Origin of the sequence: Zoogloea sp. (assembly GCF_023150065.1) — a bacterium.
Lineage (GTDB): Bacteria > Pseudomonadota > Gammaproteobacteria > Burkholderiales > Rhodocyclaceae > Zoogloea.
In genome coordinates, this window is sequence record NZ_JAKLLN010000012.1 from 51,125 (window position 1) to 68,074 (window position 16,950).

At 68.1% G+C, this 16,950-nt stretch carries 15 protein-coding genes; 3 read left to right on the plus strand and 12 right to left on the minus strand.

The genetic code is table 11. The features are described 5' to 3' along the window. Position 1: 1 nt before the first annotated feature. The 10 genes from recA to L6Q67_RS14285 form a co-directional block, all read right to left on the minus strand. Positions 2–1,030 carry a recombinase RecA gene (recA, locus tag L6Q67_RS14240; RefSeq protein WP_296570520.1) on the minus strand — a complete coding sequence of 343 codons (1,029 nt, stop codon included), beginning with the start codon at positions 1,028–1,030 and terminating at the stop codon, positions 2–4. A 161-nt stretch (positions 1,031–1,191) separates the two neighbouring features. Next, a complete protein-coding gene (locus L6Q67_RS14245; RefSeq protein ID WP_296570525.1) occupies positions 1,192–1,677 on the minus strand; it encodes a CinA family protein in 486 nt (161 codons plus the stop codon). After that, positions 1,677–2,156 (minus strand): phosphatidylglycerophosphatase A, encoded by a 480-nt coding sequence (locus L6Q67_RS14250; RefSeq protein ID WP_296570527.1) that lies wholly within the window; start codon positions 2,154–2,156, stop codon positions 1,677–1,679. The genes L6Q67_RS14245 and L6Q67_RS14250 overlap by 1 nt, the downstream gene beginning before the upstream one ends. Continuing rightward, positions 2,153–3,121: a thiamine-phosphate kinase gene (thiL, locus tag L6Q67_RS14255; protein WP_296570537.1), complete on the minus strand. Its 969-nt coding sequence runs from the start codon at positions 3,119–3,121 to the stop codon at positions 2,153–2,155. Before thiL ends, L6Q67_RS14250 begins: the two co-directional genes overlap by 4 nt. 31 nt (positions 3,122–3,152) lie before the next feature. Further along, on the minus strand, positions 3,153–3,629 hold the full coding sequence (gene nusB / locus L6Q67_RS14260; RefSeq protein WP_296570542.1) for a transcription antitermination factor NusB: 477 nt from the start codon (positions 3,627–3,629) through the stop codon (positions 3,153–3,155). Continuing rightward, a complete protein-coding gene (gene ribH, locus L6Q67_RS14265; RefSeq protein ID WP_296570545.1) occupies positions 3,626–4,096 on the minus strand; it encodes a 6,7-dimethyl-8-ribityllumazine synthase in 471 nt (156 codons plus the stop codon). Before ribH ends, nusB begins: the two co-directional genes overlap by 4 nt. A 36-nt stretch (positions 4,097–4,132) precedes the next feature. After that, positions 4,133–5,233, minus strand: coding sequence for a bifunctional 3,4-dihydroxy-2-butanone-4-phosphate synthase/GTP cyclohydrolase II (gene ribBA / locus L6Q67_RS14270; protein ID WP_296570548.1), 1,101 nt, complete (start codon positions 5,231–5,233; stop codon positions 4,133–4,135). 371 nt (positions 5,234–5,604) lie between these two features. Then, complete coding sequence (locus L6Q67_RS14275) at positions 5,605–6,204, minus strand: riboflavin synthase (RefSeq protein ID WP_296570551.1); 600 nt, start codon at positions 6,202–6,204, stop codon at positions 5,605–5,607. A gap of 136 nt (positions 6,205–6,340) precedes the next feature. Then, positions 6,341–6,775 (minus strand): CBS domain-containing protein, encoded by a 435-nt coding sequence (locus L6Q67_RS14280; protein ID WP_296570553.1) that lies wholly within the window; start codon positions 6,773–6,775, stop codon positions 6,341–6,343. Between the two features lie 176 nt (positions 6,776–6,951). Beyond that, the gene (locus L6Q67_RS14285; protein ID WP_296570556.1) at positions 6,952–7,083 is read right to left on the minus strand and encodes a hypothetical protein; all 132 of its coding nucleotides are present in this window, start codon (positions 7,081–7,083) and stop codon (positions 6,952–6,954) included. Between the two features lie 171 nt (positions 7,084–7,254). Here L6Q67_RS14285 and L6Q67_RS14290 point away from each other — a divergent pair, with 171 nt between their 5' ends. Continuing rightward, positions 7,255–12,837 carry a PAS domain S-box protein gene (locus L6Q67_RS14290; RefSeq protein ID WP_296570559.1) on the plus strand — a complete coding sequence of 1,861 codons (5,583 nt, stop codon included), beginning with the start codon at positions 7,255–7,257 and terminating at the stop codon, positions 12,835–12,837. Positions 12,838–12,868: 31 nt separating this feature from the next. Here the strand turns inward: L6Q67_RS14290 and L6Q67_RS14295 are convergent, their stop codons facing one another. After that, positions 12,869–13,885, minus strand: a complete 1,017-nt coding sequence (locus L6Q67_RS14295; RefSeq protein WP_296570562.1) for a zinc-binding alcohol dehydrogenase family protein — start codon at positions 13,883–13,885, stop codon at positions 12,869–12,871. Continuing rightward, positions 13,882–14,997 carry an alkene reductase gene (locus tag L6Q67_RS14300; protein WP_296570564.1) on the minus strand — a complete coding sequence of 372 codons (1,116 nt, stop codon included), beginning with the start codon at positions 14,995–14,997 and terminating at the stop codon, positions 13,882–13,884. The genes L6Q67_RS14295 and L6Q67_RS14300 overlap by 4 nt, the downstream gene beginning before the upstream one ends. A 100-nt stretch (positions 14,998–15,097) precedes the next feature. Between L6Q67_RS14300 and L6Q67_RS14305 the strand changes: the two genes are divergently transcribed. Together L6Q67_RS14305 and L6Q67_RS14310 are read left to right on the plus strand one after the other, a co-directional pair. Continuing rightward, positions 15,098–15,997 carry a LysR substrate-binding domain-containing protein gene (locus tag L6Q67_RS14305; protein WP_296570567.1) on the plus strand — a complete coding sequence of 300 codons (900 nt, stop codon included), beginning with the start codon at positions 15,098–15,100 and terminating at the stop codon, positions 15,995–15,997. Between the two features lie 96 nt (positions 15,998–16,093). After that, positions 16,094–16,879, plus strand: coding sequence for a hypothetical protein (locus tag L6Q67_RS14310; protein WP_296570568.1), 786 nt, complete (start codon positions 16,094–16,096; stop codon positions 16,877–16,879). Positions 16,880–16,950: the final 71 nt, after the last annotated feature.

Consider the following 16,950-nt stretch of genomic DNA (forward strand, 5'->3'; position numbering starts at 1 on the left):
GTCAGGCAGCCGCTGCGGCGGGCGGGATGACCGCCATCTCGGGGAGGCTGCAGGCGACGCGGATCTTGTTCTCGATCTCCCGGGCGATGTGCGGATTGGCCTTGAGGAACTCGCGGGCGTTGTCCTTGCCCTGACCGATCTTCTCGCCGTTGTAGGCGTACCAGGCGCCGGACTTGTCCACGAACTTGTGCTGCACGCCCAGATCGATGATCTCGCCCTCGCGGGAGCTGCCCTCGCCGTAGAGAATGTCGAAGAGGGTCTCGCGGAACGGGGGGGCCACCTTGTTCTTGACGACCTTGACCTTGGTCTCGGAGCCGATCACCTCGTCATTCTTCTTGATGGTGCCGATACGCCGGATGTCCATGCGCACCGAGGCGTAGAACTTGAGGGCGTTGCCGCCAGTGGTGGTCTCGGGGCTGCCGAACATCACGCCGATCTTCATGCGGATCTGGTTGATGAAGATCACCAGGGTGTTGGTGCGCTTGATGTTGGCGGTGAGCTTGCGCAGGGCCTGGGACATGAGGCGGGCTTGCAGGCCGGGCAGCTGGTCACCCATTTCGCCTTCGATTTCGGCCTTGGGGGTGAGGGCGGCCACGGAGTCGATGACCACCACGTCCACGCCGCCGGAGCGCACCAGCATGTCGGCGATCTCGAGGGCCTGTTCGCCGGTGTCGGGCTGGGAGATCAGCAGGTCGCCGATATTGACGCCGAGCTTCTGGGCGTAGGTGACATCGAGGGCGTGTTCGGCGTCGATGAAGGCGGCGGTGCCGCCGAGCTTCTGCATTTCGGCGACGACCTGGAGGGTGAGGGTGGTCTTGCCCGAGGATTCGGGGCCGTAGATCTCGACGACCCGGCCGCGGGGCAGGCCGCCGATGCCGAGGGCGATGTCGAGGCCCAGCGAACCGGTGGAGACGGTCTGGATGTCGCTTTCGACCTCGCCGTCGCCGAGACGCATGATCGAGCCTTTGCCGAACTGCTTTTCGATCTGGGAAAGCGCGGCGGCGAGGGCCTTGGCCTTGTTGTCATCCATTTGTCTGATCCTTGCTTAAAGGGTTTTGGAGATTATGGCACAGAGTTTGCGTGCGGGTGGACGCGCTGCAGCAGGTACGGAGTGTGCTTGCGCGTAACTGATATTTTATACAGTTCCCGGCGAACGTCTACCTCGATCGCAGGCGGCCGCCCTGCGGCCCCTCAGGCGTAGCGGCGCAGGAGCTCTTCGAGGGCGAAGACGACGGCCTGGTAGCGCACGGACTCCCGGTCGCCGTCGAAATGGCAGGTGGCGGTACCCGGTGTCTCGCCAGCACGCCCCCAGCCGAAGCATACGGTGCCGACGGGCTTTTCCGGCGAGCCGCCGGTGGGGCCGGCGACCCCCGAGATGGACAGTGCCAGGTCGGCCTCGGCGCGCTCCAGGGTGCCTCGCACCATGGCCGCGGTGGTCTGTTCGCTGACCGCGCCGTGGCGGGCCAGGGTCATGGGGGAGACGCCGAGCAGGGCACACTTGGCATCGTTGGAGTAGGTGATGAAGCCGCAGTCGAACCAGGCCGAGCTGCCGGCTGTGGCGGTCACCACCTCGGCGACCCAGCCGCCGGTGCAGGATTCGGCCGTAGCCAGTCTCCAGCCGCGGGACTGGAGGTGGTCGCCGACGGCGCGGGAGAGGGCTTCGAGGCGGGTATCCATCAGCTTGCAAACCTCACGAGCAGGGCCAGCACCAGCAGGGTGTAGCCGGCGGCCAGCAGGTCATCGAACATCACCCCGAGACCGCCGCGGGTGCGCTCGTCCACCCAGCGGATGGGCGGCGGCTTGACGATGTCGAAGAAGCGGAAAAGCACGACGGCGGTGGTCTGCCAGGCCAGGGTGGGGGGCGTCAGCCACAGCACCAGCCAGATGGCGACGATCTCGTCCCACACGATCCCGCCGTGGTCGGCCACGCCCAGGGCGCGTCCGGTGCGCTCGCAAGCCAGGATGCCGAACAGGAAGCTGGCCAGCAACAGCCCGCCGAACAGGGCGTCGGACAGGGGAGCACGGACGAAGGGGAAGAGCAGCCAGCCGACCAGGGTGCCGGCGGTGCCCGGGCCCTTCGGCATCAGGCCGGAGCCGAAGCCGAGGGCGATGAAGTGGGCCGGGTCGGAGACCAGGAAGCGCAGGTTTGGTTTCATGCGTCGCGGCCGAAATGGTCGTAGCCGCGTACGGCGAGTTGTTCCAGACGGCCGTCGGCGCGGCGCAGCTGCAGCTGGCCCGGCGTGTCGGTGAGGCGCCCGATGCAGTGCAGGGGCAGCTCGAGGCGGGCCGACAGGGCGGCCAGATCGTCGCGGCGTGCGGCGGGGGTGGCAAACAGCAGCTCGTAGTCGTCACCGCCGGCGGTGCAGGCCTGGAAGGCCCGCTCCGGGTCGCCACAGGCGGCGATCAGCGGCGCCAGGGGCAGGGCGGCTTCATCCACCTCGGCGCCGACGCCGGACAGCTCGAGGATGTGGTCCAGGTCGCCCAGCAGGCCGTCGGAGACGTCGAGCATGGCCGTGGCCAGGCCGCGCAGGGCCAAGCCCAGGGCCACGCGGGGCTGGGGCCGCTGCAGTGCCGCCACACAGTCGTCACGCCAGCCGGGGGCGAGCTGGATCTCGGCCTTCAGGTGGGCCAGGCCGAGGGCGGCGCGCCCTGGTGCGCCGGACACCCACAGCTCATCGCCGGGCCGGCCGCCGCTGCGGGTGATGGCCTGGCCGATGGGCAGCTCGCCGAAGATGGTCGGGCACAGGTTGAGGGGGCCGCGGGTGGTGTCGCCACCGATGGCGTCGATGCCGAAGGCCTCGCAGCACGCAAAGAAGCCCCGGGCAAAGGGGGCGATCCAGCTTTCGTCGGCCCCCGGCAGGCTGGCGGCGAGCACCACCCAGCGGGGTTCGGCACCCATGGCGGCCAGGTCGGAGACGTTCACCGCCAAGGTCTTCCAGCCCAGGTCTTCGGGGTCGGTGTCGGCAAAGAAGTGGGTGCCGGCCACCAGCATGTCGGTGGAGATGGCCAGTTGCATGCCCGGGCGGGCGCGGATCAGGGCGGCGTCGTCGCCCACCGCCAGGTCGGTATGGCGGGCGGGGCGGGTGAAATGACGGCGGATCAGGGCGAATTCGGAGGGCATCGCGGTGGCGTGGGCGCCGTCAGAGCCGGGCTCAGCCCGGATTGCCGTTGCGGGCGGCGCGGCGCTGCTGGGCGTTGGCTTCCACTTCGTCGGCACGCACGCGGGCCGCCAGCTTGTCGAGCACGCCATTGACGAACTTGTGCCCGTCGGTGCCGCCGTAGCCCTTGGCCAGTTCGATGGCCTCGTTGATGATGACCCGGTAAGGGGTCTCCGGGCGATGGATCAGCTCGAAGGTGGAGATCAGCAGGATGCCGCGCTCGATGGGCGACAGTTCGTTGAGCTGGCGGTCGATGTAGGGCGCGAAGCCGACCTGCAGCTCGGGGGCGTTGCTGATGGTGCCGCGCAGCAGGCCGAGGAAGAGATCCCGGTCGCACTTGTCGAAACCGCCGACTTCGCCGAGCTGGCTTTCGATGGCGGTGAGCTGGGCCTGGCTCAGCAGCCACTGATAGACGCCCTGAAGGGCGAATTCGCGGGCGCGGCGGCGGGGGGACTTGTTGGGTGTGCTCATGCCAGTGCCTTCAGGAGACGGGCCATTTCGACGGCAGCCTGGGCGCAATCGGCACCCTTGACCTGCATGCGGGCCAGGGCCTGGTCGTCATCTTCGGTGGTGAGGATGCCGTTGGCGATGGGGACGCCGGTATCCAGGGTGACGCGGGTGAGGCCGGCGCCTTGTTCGTTGGAGACCAGCTCGAAGTGGTAGGTCTCGCCGCGGATCACCGCGCCGAGGGCGACCAGCGCGTCGAAACGGCCGCTCCGGGCCATCACCTGCAGGGTCAGCGGTGCTTCGAGGGCGCCGGGGACGGTGGCAATGGTGATCGCGTCACTGGCAACACCGAGGCGCTGCAGTTCGGTCGTGCATGAGGACAGCAGGCCTTCGCAGACGTCGAGGTTGAAGCGGCACATGACGACACCGACGCGGAGGCCGTGGCCGTCCAGGTTCGGTTCGATTTCGTGGATGTTTTCGTAGCGGGGCATGGGATGTCCTGTATGGGGAGGAGCGGAGCGCGGAGCTCAGGCGCCGGGGGCCACGTGGCCGACGACGGTCAGGCCGAAGCCGGCCATGCTGGGGATCTTGCGCGGGCTGGCGAGGATCTTCATCCGGCCCACATTGAGGCCGGACAGGATCTGGGCGCCGATGCCGAACAGGCGCGGATCCCACTTCTGGGCCGGGCGGCTGGCGCCGGTGTCGCCGGACAGCTGGGCCAGGAGGTCCTGACCGGTCTGGGGGCGATAAAGGAGCACGATGACGCCGTGACCATGCTCGGCGATGTGCTTGAGGGAGGCATCCACCGGGAAGCTGTGACGGCCGCTGCTGGGGTCGAGGAAATCGAGCACCGAGACCGGCTCGTGGACGCGGACCAGGGTGTCCACCTCGGGGCGGATGTCGCCAAAGGCCATGGCCAGGTGCACTTCGCCGGAGGTTTTGTCTTCGAACGCCGACAGGCGGAAGGGGCCATAGGGCGTGTCCACGTTCTTTTCGCTGACCTTCTCGACCAGCTTTTCGGTGCGGGCGCGATATTCGATGAGGTCGCGGATGGCGCCGATCTTGAGATCGTGTTCCCGGGCGAACTCGATGAGTTCGGGCAGGCGGGCCATGGTGCCGTCATCGTTCATGATCTCGCAGATCACCGAGGCGGGCTCCAGCCCGGCGATGCCCGCCAGGTCGCAGCCCGCTTCGGTGTGACCGGCGCGGATGAGCACGCCGCCCGGCTTGGCCATGATCGGAAAGATGTGGCCCGGCTGCACGATGTCGCTGGCCTTGGCGTGGCGGGCCACGGCGGCCTGAACGGTGCGCGCCCGGTCGGCCGCGGAGATGCCGGTGGTGACGCCCTCGGCAGCCTCGATGGAGACGGTGAAGGCGGTGCTGAACTGGCTGCGGTTGTCCCGCGCCATGTGGTTGATGCCCAGCTGGCGGCAGCGTTCTTCGGTGAGGGTCAGGCAGATCAGGCCACGGGCGTGCTTGGCCATGAAGTTGATGGCTTCGGGGGTGATGAACTCGGCAGCGATGACGATATCGCCTTCGTTCTCCCGGTCTTCCTCGTCCACGAGGATGACCATCCGGCCCGCCTTGATGTCGGCAATGATGTCCTGGATGGGGGCGAGTGCGCTCATGGCAAGGATTCTCCGGCAACGGTTGTGTGGCGCTGACCCTGAAGGTGCGCATGGGCACGGGCGACGGGCCCACCCTGCCGCAGGGGCGGGTTCTTCTGTGATCTTCTGCGATTCATGAGCATGGTGCTGAGTGTCCTGTCGGATCGACGGTGGGCAGTCAGGCCGTAAAGTGTTTCCTGGGCCGGCCATTTTCCCACACCCGGGCGGCCAAGCGCGACTTTATAGCTTGGGGGCCTTGCGGTGATGCAGGCTCCGGCTGTCCAGGCGGCGGAGCTCTCCCTCGACGGGCACGACCTGGATGGGAACAGGGGCTGCCGGCCTCATTGCCGGTGACAGAACCGTCACCCCGTCGCCGGCGCGGCTGATGTGGCTCAGCCGGTGCTGCGCTCCATGCTCAGCAGGCGCTCGCAGTAGCGGGCGATCAGATCGATCTCCAGGTTCACCTTGCTGCCTGTCACCAGGCGGCGCAGGGTGGTCACCTGTACCGTGTGGGGGATCAGGTTGATGGAGAAGTCGCAGCCCTCGACCTGATTCACGGTCAGGCTCACCCCATCCACGGTGATTGAGCCCTTGCGGGCAATGTAGCCGGCGAGGGCGGCCGGCGCGCGAATCACCAGTTCGTGGCTCTCGCCAACGGGCGCGAAGCGCAGCACCTCACCCAGGCCGTCCACGTGGCCGGTCACCAGGTGGCCGCCCAGGCGGTCGGCCAGGCGCAGGGCCTTCTCGAGGTTGACCTCGCCAGGGGCATCCAGCCCGACGGTGCAGTTGAGGCTTTCGCGGGAGACATCGAACTGGACGGTGTTGCCCTCCCGGGCGATCACGGTGAGACAGACGCCGTTGTTGGCGATGCTGTCACCCAGCTGCACATCGTCCAGATCCAGGGTGCCGACGTCCACCGTGAGGCGCACGCCTTCTTCGAGGGGGGACACATTCAGGATGCGGCCGGTGGCGGCAACGATTCCGGAAAACATGGGCTTGACGCTTTCTTGATGATGGGGAAAGCGCAATCTTAGGCGATTTGACCGGGGCCGGGCGCGTCAGGACCGGTGCGGTAGACGCTGAAAGGCCCCGCAAGGGGCCTTTCAGCGTTATGAGTCGGTGGCGCGGTCAGAGGATCTCGGCGATGTGGTCGCGGTCCTTCAGCTCCTTCTCGAACTGGCAGATTTCCAGGCCGAGGGCGTTGCGGGCCGACACCATGCCCACCGGCCGGCCGTTCTCGACAACCGGCACGTGGCGGAAACCGCCTTCAAACATCATGTGCAGGGCGTGGGCCAGGGGCTTGTCGGGCGAAGCAGTCTGCAGCGAACTGGTCATGACCGCCGACAGGGGCGTCTTGTCCGGATCGAGACCCTTGGCCACGACTCGGTTGAGCACATCACGCTCGGTGAACAGGCCGGCAAGCTGGCCCTTGTCGTCCACCACCATGATGGCGCCAACCTTGCTGTTGGCCATGGCGATGGCCGCGGCGCGGACGGAGGTATCGGCAATGGAGGAAATAAGGGTCTGGCCTTCCACGACCTGACGCAGGGTTCTGTTGGGCATAGGTGTCTCCGTTTATGGGTTTAATGGCCGATGCGTTGAAACAGGAAAAAAGGCGATCAGAAACAAGAGCCTCCCACGCTCCTCTGCATGGGGGCTCCCCGTGGGTGTGCTGCGGGCCCCGGGGTGTTTTTGTGGCAAAAAAGGGCGCCCATGGGCGCCCTTGCTCTTCTGGCCGGTCAGGTACCCGTCTTGGGGGCCGCCGGTTTGCTCATGTCGGGCTTGGTGTGCTTGGCGTTGTCGCCACAGGCCTGGGCCGCAGCGGTGAAACCCAGGGCCAGGGCGAGCATCAGGGCAAGGGAACGAATCATGGTGGCATCTCCAGGTGGGGCTGATGCTTCATCATGGAACGTCCGGACAGGTTTCGCAAGGGGTGTGAGGAGGCGTTGAAACGGCGGCCTGTCCCACGTCATGGAAAACCCCCTTGCTTCGGAATACCATCGCGAAACAGTCATTCTCAGATCGGCGATTTGCAACACGCTATGACGGCAACAAGTATGGTCGGCACCGCGACTCCGGATGCCGGCGAGCGGCCCTGCCTGGTGGTCCTGGGCGGCTTTGCGGACAAACCAGAGCGTCTCAGGGAACTGTTGCGGCGCCTTGACCCGCGGGGCCATGCCGCCTTTGTGCTGGCCGATCCCCTGGGGGTGGATGAACTCGCTGCGGAGTGCCGCCTGCGGGTGTGTCATGCGCAGGATGGGGTCTTCCCCGAGGTCGACTGTGTCCATGTCTGTCCGGAAGGGCAGGTGCTGGTCTTCCACGGGAACGGGCTGAAGGTCTTGTCGGCGGGCCCGGGGGACACGGCGGTGGCCGTGCTTGACCGCTTGCTCGGCTCGGTGGCCGAGATCGGCGGGGAGGCCGCGGTCGGAGTCCTGCCGGTGCCATCGGGCTGCGACGAGATTGCGGGCGCCCGTGCCATCCGGGCGGCGGGAGGGGCTGTGCTCTACCTGACGGACGAGGGGCTGGACACCCTGGAGGCGGTGGTCGACTGGCTCAACGATGCCAGGGGCCGTCTCGACAATCTGGCCGAGCAGCGCGCCGAGGCGGAAGACAGTGCCTTCCGCACCCTGCTTGCCCTGACCTCCCGTGAAACCGGGGTTGACCTGAGCGTCTACAAGGAAAGCACCCTGCGGCGCCAGACCCTGCGGCGCAGCCAGGCCATGGGTTTTGCCTGCCTCGAGGATTACCTTGCACGCGTGCAGGCCGACCCGGCCGAGTTGAGCCTGCTGCAGAACTGCTTTCTGATCTCCGTGTCGTCCTTCTTCCGTGACGGGGCCGTCTTCGAGGCCCTGGGGCGCAGCCTGCGCACCCTGGTCGCGGCCAAGCGCCCGGGGGATGCCCTGCGGGTGTGGGTGCCGGCCTGTGCCACCGGCGAGGAGGCCTATTCCATCGCCATCCTGCTCGCCGAGATCCTTGGTGACCGGCTGGACCAGTGGGAGCTGCGGGTCTTCGCCTCCGACATCGACCAGGAGGCCCTGGAGTTTGCCCGGGCCGGCGTGTATGCCGCGGCGGATCTCGCCGGGCTCGACGCCGAGCGCCGCAACCGCTGGTTCCGGCCGGATGGTGGCGGCTGGCGGGTGGTCAAGCGCCTGCGCGAGCTGTGCGTGTTCTCGGCCCATGATCTCACTGGGCATCCCCCGTTCATCCGGATGGACCTGGTGAGTTGCCGCAACATCCTGATCTACTTCAAGCCGGCTCAGCAGGCCGAGCTCATCCGCACCTTCCACTTCGCCATCAACCCGGGGGGGCTGCTGCTGCTGGGGCAGTCCGAGTCGGTGGGCAGTGCGGCCGGGCTCTTCGAGGCCGTCGACCCTGCCGTCAAGCTCTACCGGCGCAGGGCTGCCACGGGCGCGCGCATGGTCCGGGCACCCCGCCTCGGGATCGTCGAGCGGCCGGTGCGGCCGGTGCTGGCGGTGCCGGCCCAGGGCAATCCGGTGCACGATCTGGTCGAACACAGCCGCCAGCTGATGCTCGAAGCCTATGGCCCCCCGGGGGTGCTGGTGGATGCGGCGTTTGCACCCCTGCATTTCTTCGGCGCGAGCCGGCGCTATTTCTCCCTGCCCGTGGCCAGCGCCGATTTTTCGGTGTTTTCCCTGTGTCTGCCCGAGTTGCGTGGCGAACTGAAGGCCTTGTGCTATCGCCTGCGCCAGGACAAGGCCGAGGTGCTGTACGGGGGTGGTGTACAGGTCCAGTTCGGTGAGCAGACCCTGCGCGTGCGCCCGGTGCTGCGTCGCCTGGTCGGGTTGGACGAGCTTGGTGAAGCGGCGGTGCTGATCAGCTTCGAGGAAAGCCCGGTGCACCCGGCTCAGGCCGGGGGCGAGGCGGGGCCGGCCCTGCTGCCTGTCGATGCCATGGACGAGATCGCCCGGCTGCGTGAGGAGCTCGCCGATACCCGGGCCCACCTGCAGACGGTGATCGAAGAGCTGGAGGTGTCCAACGAGGAGCTGCAGTCCCTCAACGAGGAGATCCAGTCGTCCAGTGAAGAGCTGCAGTCTTCCAACGAGGAGCTGCAGGCCTCCAACGAGGAGCTCACCACCCTCAACGACGAGCTACGGGTCAAATCCCTCGAGTATGTCCAGCTCAATGCCACGCTCGGCAACATCCAGAACTCCATCCGCACCAGCCTGGTGGTGGTGGACCGGGACGGGCGGGTGACCCGCTTCAACACCCTCGCCAGCCGGATCTTCGGGCTGCTGCCCAACGACATCGGACAGTTTCTCTACGGCGTGCCCTGCCACCTGGATCTGCCCCGCTTGCGGGAGTGGGTCGGTGCGGTGGTGAGTGGCGGCGTGTCCCGGGTGGAGCACGTGCACCAGCGGGGCTTCCACTATCTGATGCAGATCGACACCTACCGCAATGAGGTGGGGGAACATGCGGGTGCGGTGCTCACCTTCACCGACATCTCCGACCTGCACCGGGCCGAGGCCGCCCAGGCCGACAGCGAGGCGCGCTTCCGGCAGGTCTGGAACTCCAGTGTGGAAGGGCTGCTGGTGGTCGATCCGGACGGGCAGATGGTGCTGGTGAATCCGGCCCTGGAGCGCATGTTCGGCTACGCCCCGGGCGAGCTGTCCGGGCAGTCGGTCGATATCCTGGTGCCCGAACCCCTGCGCCCGGCCCATGCGGGCCAGCGCGCCCTGTACCGCAGGGCACCCGAACAGGCCCATGCCCTGATGGCCCGGCGCAACCTGCGCGGGCGCTGCAAGTCGGGGGACGAGATCGCCATCGAGATCAGCCTGGGCAGCCTCGAGCTGGATGGCGTCGAGCATGTGCTGGCGACGGTCTCCGACGTCACCGAGCGCAGCCTCTCCGAGGCCCTGCTGCGGGCCAGCGAGCGGCGTCTGCGCCTGGCCCTGGATGCGGCCCGGGCGGGCTCCTGGGAGTGGTTCCTGGAGAGCAACAACAATTACTGGTCCGACGAACTGTGGGCGCTTTACGGCCTGCCTGCCCATTCCTGCACCCCGTCCTACGAGGCCTGGCGCAACACGATCCACCCCGACGACCGGGACCGGGTGGAGGCCATCATCCTCGCCGCGCGGGAGCGGGGCGAGGGTTTCGAGGCCGAATACCCACTCTGCCAGCAGCCCGGCGAGGCCCCGCGCTGGCTGATGTGCCGGGGCCAGCCGGTGGTGGGCGACGATGGCCGGATCGGCAGCTACATCGGGATCGTCCTCGACGTGACCGCCCGCCGCCAGGCCGAGATGCTGCGCCGGCAGAGCGACGAGATGCTCGAGACCATCCTCGACAACGTCGGCGCCTACATCTACATCAAGGATCACGAATACCACTACACCTACGCCAACCGGGCGGTGGCCGAGCTGTTCGGTGTCCGCCGCGAGCAGCTCGTGGGCACGTCCGACGCGGCGTACTTCGACGAGAAGACGGCCGTCGCGCTGCGGGCCAATGACCGCCGCATCATCGAAGAGGGTGAGCGCATCGAGGTCGAGGAGACCAACGTGGATCGCCGTACCGGCGAATCCCGCAGCTACCTCTCGATCAAGCTGCCCCTGCGCCGGGAGGACGGCGGCATCTACGCCCTGTGCGGCATCTCCACCGACATCACCGAACGCAAGCGCGCCCTGGATGAGCGTCTGACGGCCGATGCCCGCTTCCGCTACCTCTTCGAATCCATGCAGGAGGGCTTCTTCCTCGCCGAGCTCATCAACGATGCGGCGGGCAGCCCGGTGGACTGGCGCTTCCTCGACGTCAATCCGGCCTACTCGCGCATCATGGGGCTGAGCCGCGAGCAGGTCATCGGCCAGACGGTGCGCACCCTCTTCCCGGGCCTCGAGGACTTCTGGTTCGATGCCCATGTCAGGGCGGCCTTGTCGGGGCAGCATGCCAGCCTGGAGGGCTACGTGGCGGCCACCGGGCGTTACTACGAGAACCACTACTACTCCCCTCGCGTCGGGCAGTTTGCCTGCCTGTTCTCCGACATCACCGAACGCAAGCGGGCCGAGGAGCAGCTGCGCATGCTGTCCACCGCGGTGGAACAGAGCCCGGGCAGCATCGTGCTGACCGACCTGGACGCGCGCATCCTGTACGTCAACAAGGCCTTCGAGCAGGCTTCCGGCTACACCCTCGACGAAGTGCGTGGTGAGAACCCGCGGATCATGCACTCCGGAGAGACTTCGCCCGAGGTCTTCCGCGAGCTGTGGAACTGCCTCAGCCAGGGCCGGGTGTGGCAGGGCGAGCTGGTCAATCGGCGCAAGACCGGGGAAGTCTACGTGGAGGCGGCGGTCATCTCCCCGGTGCGCCGGGCCGATGGCAGCATCTCCCATTACCTGGGCATAAAGCAGGACATCACCGAGCAGAAGCGCAACGAGGCCGAACTGGCCCGCCATCGCCTGCAGCTCGAGAGCCTGGTGGAGGCCCGGACCCGCGAACTGGCCCTGGCCAAGGAAGCCGCCGAGAGCGCCAGCCGCGCCAAGAGCGCCTTCCTGGCCAACATGAGCCACGAGATCCGTACCCCGCTCAACGCGGTGCTCGGCATGGCCCGCATCATGCAGCGCGAAGGCGCCAGCCCCAGCCAGGCGGAGCAGCTTGGCAAGATCGACAACGCGGCCCGCCACCTGCTGGCGGTGATCAACGACATCCTGGATCTCTCCAAGATCGAGGCCGAGAAGTTCCTCCTCGAAGAAGGCCTGTTCGCCCTCGACAGCCTGGTGGCCAATGTGGCTTCCATGGTCCACGAGAAGGCCAGCGCCAAGGGCCTGCACCTGTCGGTGCAATGCGAGCCCTTGCTGTGCCTGCTGCGGGGGGATGCCACCCGGCTCACCCAGGCCCTGCTCAACCTGGCCAGCAACGCGGTCAAATTCACCGAGGCCGGCAGCGTGACCCTCTCCGTCCGCGTGGCCGCGCGGGAGGGCGAGCGCCTGCTGCTGCGGGTGGAGGTCAGCGATACCGGCATCGGCATTGTCCCCGAGGCCCTGCCCAAGCTGTTCCGGGCCTTCGAGCAGGCAGACGCCTCGAATACCCGCAAGTACGGTGGCACCGGCCTCGGGCTGGTCATCACCCGGCGCCTCGCCGAGCTGATGGGCGGCGAGGCCGGCGCCGACAGCACCCCGGGCGAGGGCAGCACCTTCTGGTTCACCGCCTGGCTGGGGATAGGCAGCAGCATTCCCCATGTCCTGTCGGCCCCCGGCCCGGCCGTGGGGGCGGAGGCCGTCCTGCGCCGCGATCATGCCGGTGCCCACATCCTGCTGGTGGAAGATGAGCCGGTGAATCAGGAGGTGGCGCGGCTCTTCCTCCAGGACGCCGGGCTCGACGTGGCGGTGGCCGGCAATGGCGCGGTGGCGGTGGACATGGTGCGCAACTCGTCCTTCGACCTTGTGCTGATGGACATGCAGATGCCCGAGATGGACGGGCTCGAGGCCACCCGGCAGATCCGCCGCATGGCCGGCGGGCTGCGCCTGCCCATCGTCGCCATGACCGCCAACGCCTTTGCCGAAGACCGGGCCCAGTGCATGGCGGCCGGCATGGACGACTTCCTGTCCAAGCCGGTGGAGCCGGACCGGCTCTACGCCACCCTCCTGCGCTGGCTGCGCCGCGGGCGGCAGGACGGCTGAGGCGCCCTCCGGGGGGAGGGCGCCGGCGTGCTCAGCGGAAGCCCTCCAGCACGATCTTGCCGACGGCGGCGCCGCTTTCCAGCAGCGCGTGGGCCTTTTTGAGGTTGTCGGCGCAGATCGGCCCCAGCCGGGCCTGCACCGTGCTGCGCACCACCCCGGCATCCACCAGCCCGGCCAGGGCATCGAGCAGCTGGTGCTGGGCTTCCATGTCGGCGGTCTGGAAGAGGGAGCGGGTGAACATCAGCTCCCAGTGCAGGCTCAGGCTCTTGCGCTTGAGCAGGCGCACGTCGATGGGCTCCGGGTCGTCGATCAGGGCCAGCTTGCCCTGGGGGGCGAGCACCTCCACCAGCTGGGTGAAATAGGTGTCGGTGTGGGTCAGGCTGATCACGTAGTCCACCGGCGGGGCGTCCAGGGCGGCGATCTGGGGGGCGAAGGGCTGGCGGTGGTCGATGACGTGATGGGCGCCCAGCTCGGTCACCCAGGCCTGGCTCTCCGGCCGGGAGGCGGTACCTATCACCGTCAGCCCGGTGCGCTGGCGGGCCAGCTGGATCAGCACCGATCCAACTCCGCCGGCCGCGCCGACGATGAGCAGGCTGGCGGGGCGTCCCTGACCGGCCAGGGGTACCTGCAGGCGGTCGAAGAGCAGCTCCCAGGCGGTGATGCCGGTCAGCGGAAGGGCAGCCGCCTCGGCCGCGGGCAGGCTGGCCGGCTTGTGCCCGACGATGCGTTCATCCACCAGCTGAAACTCTGCGTTGCTGCCGCTGCGGTCGATGGCGCCGGCGTACCACACCGCATCCCCCGGCCGAAACAGGCGCACTCCGGGCCCCACCTCGCGGACGATGCCGACCGCGTCGTAGCCCAGCACCTTGTACTCACCCGGTGGTGGCGTGGCGCTGCGGCGCACCTTGGTGTCCACCGGATTCACGGCGATGGCCTGCACCTCCACCAGCAGGTCGCGGCCGGTGGGCGAGGGGCGGGGGAGTTCGATGTCGAGCAGGGCATCGGGCCGGTCGATGGCGCCGGCCTGCAGGTAGCCAACGGCTTTCATGCGGGGATCTCCTCGGTGAGGGCGGGATGGCTGGGGTAATCGAGATACCCCCGGGCGTCGCCACCGAAGAAGCGCGAGGCGTCCGCGGGGTTGAGCGGCCAGCCATGCTGCAGGCGGGCCGGCAGGTCCGGGTTGGCGATGAAGGGCCGGCCAAAGGCCACCAGGTCGGCCTGGCCGCTGGCCAGCACCGCACGGGCCCGCGCCGCCGTGTAGGCGCCGGCCACGATCACCGGGCCCGGAAACACCGCCCTGAGCTGCCGGCGGAAGTCTTCGGCGGCGGCGCTGGGCGGGTTCTCCTCCGGCTCGTTGAAGTGCAGGTAGGCCACGCCACGCTGGTGCAGCAGGGCAGCGGCGGCCAGGGCCGTGGGGATGCTGTCCGGGCAGTCCATGCCGCGGGCCTGGTTGCGCGGCGACAGGCGTACGCCGGTCCGGTCGGCGCCGATGGCACCGATTACCGCATCGGTGACTTCGAGCAGAAAGCGCAGGCGGTTTTCGCGACTGCCACCGTACGGGTCGCTGCGCTGGTTCGAGGTGGTGCGCAGGAACTGGTCGATCAGGTAGCTGTTGGCCGCATGGATCTCCACCCCGTCGAAACCCGCTTCCATGGCGTTCAGGGCTGCCTGCCGGAAGGCGGCGACGATGGGGGGGATTTCGTCAAGGGCGAGGGCGCGGGGCGTCGGGCAGTCGGTCATGCTGCCCTGGCCATCCGGGCCGGCCAGCCAGATCTGGCCGGGAAAGGCGATGGCCGACGGGGCCACGGTCTGTTCGCCACCCCGCAGCGCCGGGTGGGACATGCGTCCGCAGTGCCAGATCTGCAGAAAGATCCGCCCGCCGGCCTGGTGCACGGCATCCGTCACCTGCCGCCAGCCGGCAATCTGTTGCGGGCTGTGTACGCCCGGGGTCAGGGAGTAGCCCTTGGCGTCGGCGGAGATGTCGGTGGCTTCGGCGATGATCAGGCCGGCGCTGGCGCGCTGGGCGTAATAGGTGGCGTTCATCTCCGTTGGCACATTGCCCGGCTGGGCCGCCCGGGCCCGGGTCAGGGGCGGCATCACGATGCGGTTGGGCAGTTCCAGGGTGCCGAGGGGGAAGGGGCGGAAGAGGAGGTCGTGCATGGTGGTGAGCGCTTGGATGAGGAGGTGGCCCAGTCTAGGCAAGCGCATCCGGTTTGATAATTGGTCTAGTATTTAACGGACTATCAAACAGATTTTGAAAATGCTTCATTTTCCCGATGTGCAGCTCTTCATCCGCGTGGCCGAGCTGGGCAACATCAGCGCGGCCGGCCGTGCCCTGGGGCTCAGTGCCGCGGCGGCCAGCGCGGCGCTCAAGCGCCTGGAGCAGCGGGTGGAGAGCCAGCTGCTGGAGCGCTCCACCCGCTCCCTGCGCCTAACCCAGGCGGGCGAGGATTTTCTGGGTTACTGCATCCAGGCCGGGCAGGCCATCGATGAAGGTCTGGCCGCCCTGAAGCAGGGGCGGGAGCAGCTCAGCGGCGACATCCACCTCGGTGCGCCGTCCGACCTCGGCCGTGACCGCCTCGACACCCTGCTCGAACCCTTCCGCCAGCGCCATCCCCAGCTGCGCCTGGTGATGCATCTGTCCGACGGTCTCATCGACCTGTACCGCAACCCCATCGACCTGGTGCTGCGCTACGGACTGTCGGAAGACGCCAACCTGGTCGGGCGCAAGCTCTGTGACAACCGGCGTGTCCTCGTCGCCGCGCCCGCGTACCTGCAGGCCCATGGCCAGCCGGAGTCCTTTGCTGCCCTGGTGGGGCGCAACTGCATCTGCTTCTATCGCAACGGCGAGCTGTTCAACCGCTGGCGTCTCTTCCATCGCGGGCAGCAGCAGGAGATCACGGTCAGCGGCGATCGGGCCGCCGACGACGGCGCCCTGGTCCGCAAATGGGCCCTGGAGGGGCAGGGCATCGCCTACAAGTCGCGGCTGGACGTGGCGGAAGATCTGACGGCCGGACGCCTGGTGGATCTCTTCCCCGATGCCATCTATGACGCCAGCCCGCTCTACGTGGCCTATCCGAGCCGGCGTTACCAGCCGGCCCGGATCAAGGCTTTGCTGGTGTATCTGGACGGGGCCTTCGGCGCGGGCGGGCTGCCGTAGCGAGGGTGCCCGGCAGCGCCCGCAGGCGGGCTTTGCAAGCGGGTGAGGGGCTTGTACATTGATGCGGCTTTGATGTGACTTTGATGGAGGGTGGCCATGCATTCCCTGAGTGCTGAACTGCAGCGCCTCTTCGGCCGGCCGGGCCAGGATCTGCCCGATCCGCTGCCCGAGGCGGGTTTTCCGCTCGACCTGCTGAGCTCCGACGAGCGGGTGTGGACAATGGTGATCGGCGTGGCGCCGGCGGCCGGCTGGGCGCCGGTGGCGGCCCTGTGCGAAGGCGTGGTGAATGTGCTGGAGCTGCCGGCGCCGGCGGTGTCGGTGGCCGGCAGGGCGGGCTTTAGGGTGTGGTTCTCGCTCGCTGATCCGGTGCCGTTGTCCCGGGCAGAGGCCTTCCTCGCGGGGTTGCAGGCGCGCTTCCTGGCCGAGGTGCCGGCCGCCCAGTTGACGCTGCTGCCGTCGGTTGCGCTGCGTTCGGTGCCCATCGCGCCCGCCCATGAAGCGGGCGATGGCTGCTGGACGGCCTTCATCGACCCCGCCATGGGAGGCATGTTCGCCGACGAAACCTGGCTCGACATGGCGCCGAGCCCGGAGCGTCAGGCCGAGCTGCTGGCGGGCTTCAAGTCCATCGCGCTGGTGGATTTTCAGCGCGTGCTGAGCGTGCTCGCGCCGGCCGGGGCGATGGTGCCGGCTTCGGGTGGGCCGGTGACCGGGCTGGTGATGGAGGCGCCGGCATTCCCCGGCGCAGCGCCCCGCGCCGGGCTGGCCGTGGGCAGCGGTTTTGTGGATCCGAAGAGCTTCCTGCTGGCCGTGATGAACGACCCGAGCGCCAGTGCCGAGCAGCGCATCGATGCGGCAAAGGCCCTGCTGCCGTACTTTCCGTGAAAGCTGGGTAGAGGCCCGGTAAGCACGGGCGACTTTCAGGGGCGTGCAGGGGCGACTTAAGTCGCCCCCGG

Coding starts and splice junctions, on each gene's coding strand:
- recA (WP_296570520.1), bottom strand. CDS start 1,030: ATGGATGACAACAAGGCCAAGGCCCTCGCCGCCGCGCTTTCCCAGATC.
- L6Q67_RS14245 (WP_296570525.1), bottom strand. CDS start 1,677: ATGGATACCCGCCTCGAAGCCCTCTCCCGCGCCGTCGGCGACCACCTC.
- L6Q67_RS14250 (WP_296570527.1), bottom strand. CDS start 2,156: ATGAAACCAAACCTGCGCTTCCTGGTCTCCGACCCGGCCCACTTCATC.
- thiL (WP_296570537.1), bottom strand. CDS start 3,121: ATGCCCTCCGAATTCGCCCTGATCCGCCGTCATTTCACCCGCCCCGCC.
- nusB (WP_296570542.1), bottom strand. CDS start 3,629: ATGAGCACACCCAACAAGTCCCCCCGCCGCCGCGCCCGCGAATTCGCC.
- ribH (WP_296570545.1), bottom strand. CDS start 4,096: ATGCCCCGCTACGAAAACATCCACGAAATCGAACCGAACCTGGACGGC.
- ribBA (WP_296570548.1), bottom strand. CDS start 5,233: ATGAGCGCACTCGCCCCCATCCAGGACATCATTGCCGACATCAAGGCG.
- L6Q67_RS14275 (WP_296570551.1), bottom strand. CDS start 6,204: ATGTTTTCCGGAATCGTTGCCGCCACCGGCCGCATCCTGAATGTGTCC.
- L6Q67_RS14280 (WP_296570553.1), bottom strand. CDS start 6,775: ATGCCCAACAGAACCCTGCGTCAGGTCGTGGAAGGCCAGACCCTTATT.
- L6Q67_RS14285 (WP_296570556.1), bottom strand. CDS start 7,083: ATGATTCGTTCCCTTGCCCTGATGCTCGCCCTGGCCCTGGGTTTCACC.
- L6Q67_RS14290 (WP_296570559.1), top strand. CDS start 7,255: ATGACGGCAACAAGTATGGTCGGCACCGCGACTCCGGATGCCGGCGAG.
- L6Q67_RS14295 (WP_296570562.1), bottom strand. CDS start 13,885: ATGAAAGCCGTTGGCTACCTGCAGGCCGGCGCCATCGACCGGCCCGAT.
- L6Q67_RS14300 (WP_296570564.1), bottom strand. CDS start 14,997: ATGCACGACCTCCTCTTCCGCCCCTTCCCCCTCGGCACCCTGGAACTG.
- L6Q67_RS14305 (WP_296570567.1), top strand. CDS start 15,098: ATGCTTCATTTTCCCGATGTGCAGCTCTTCATCCGCGTGGCCGAGCTG.
- L6Q67_RS14310 (WP_296570568.1), top strand. CDS start 16,094: ATGCATTCCCTGAGTGCTGAACTGCAGCGCCTCTTCGGCCGGCCGGGC.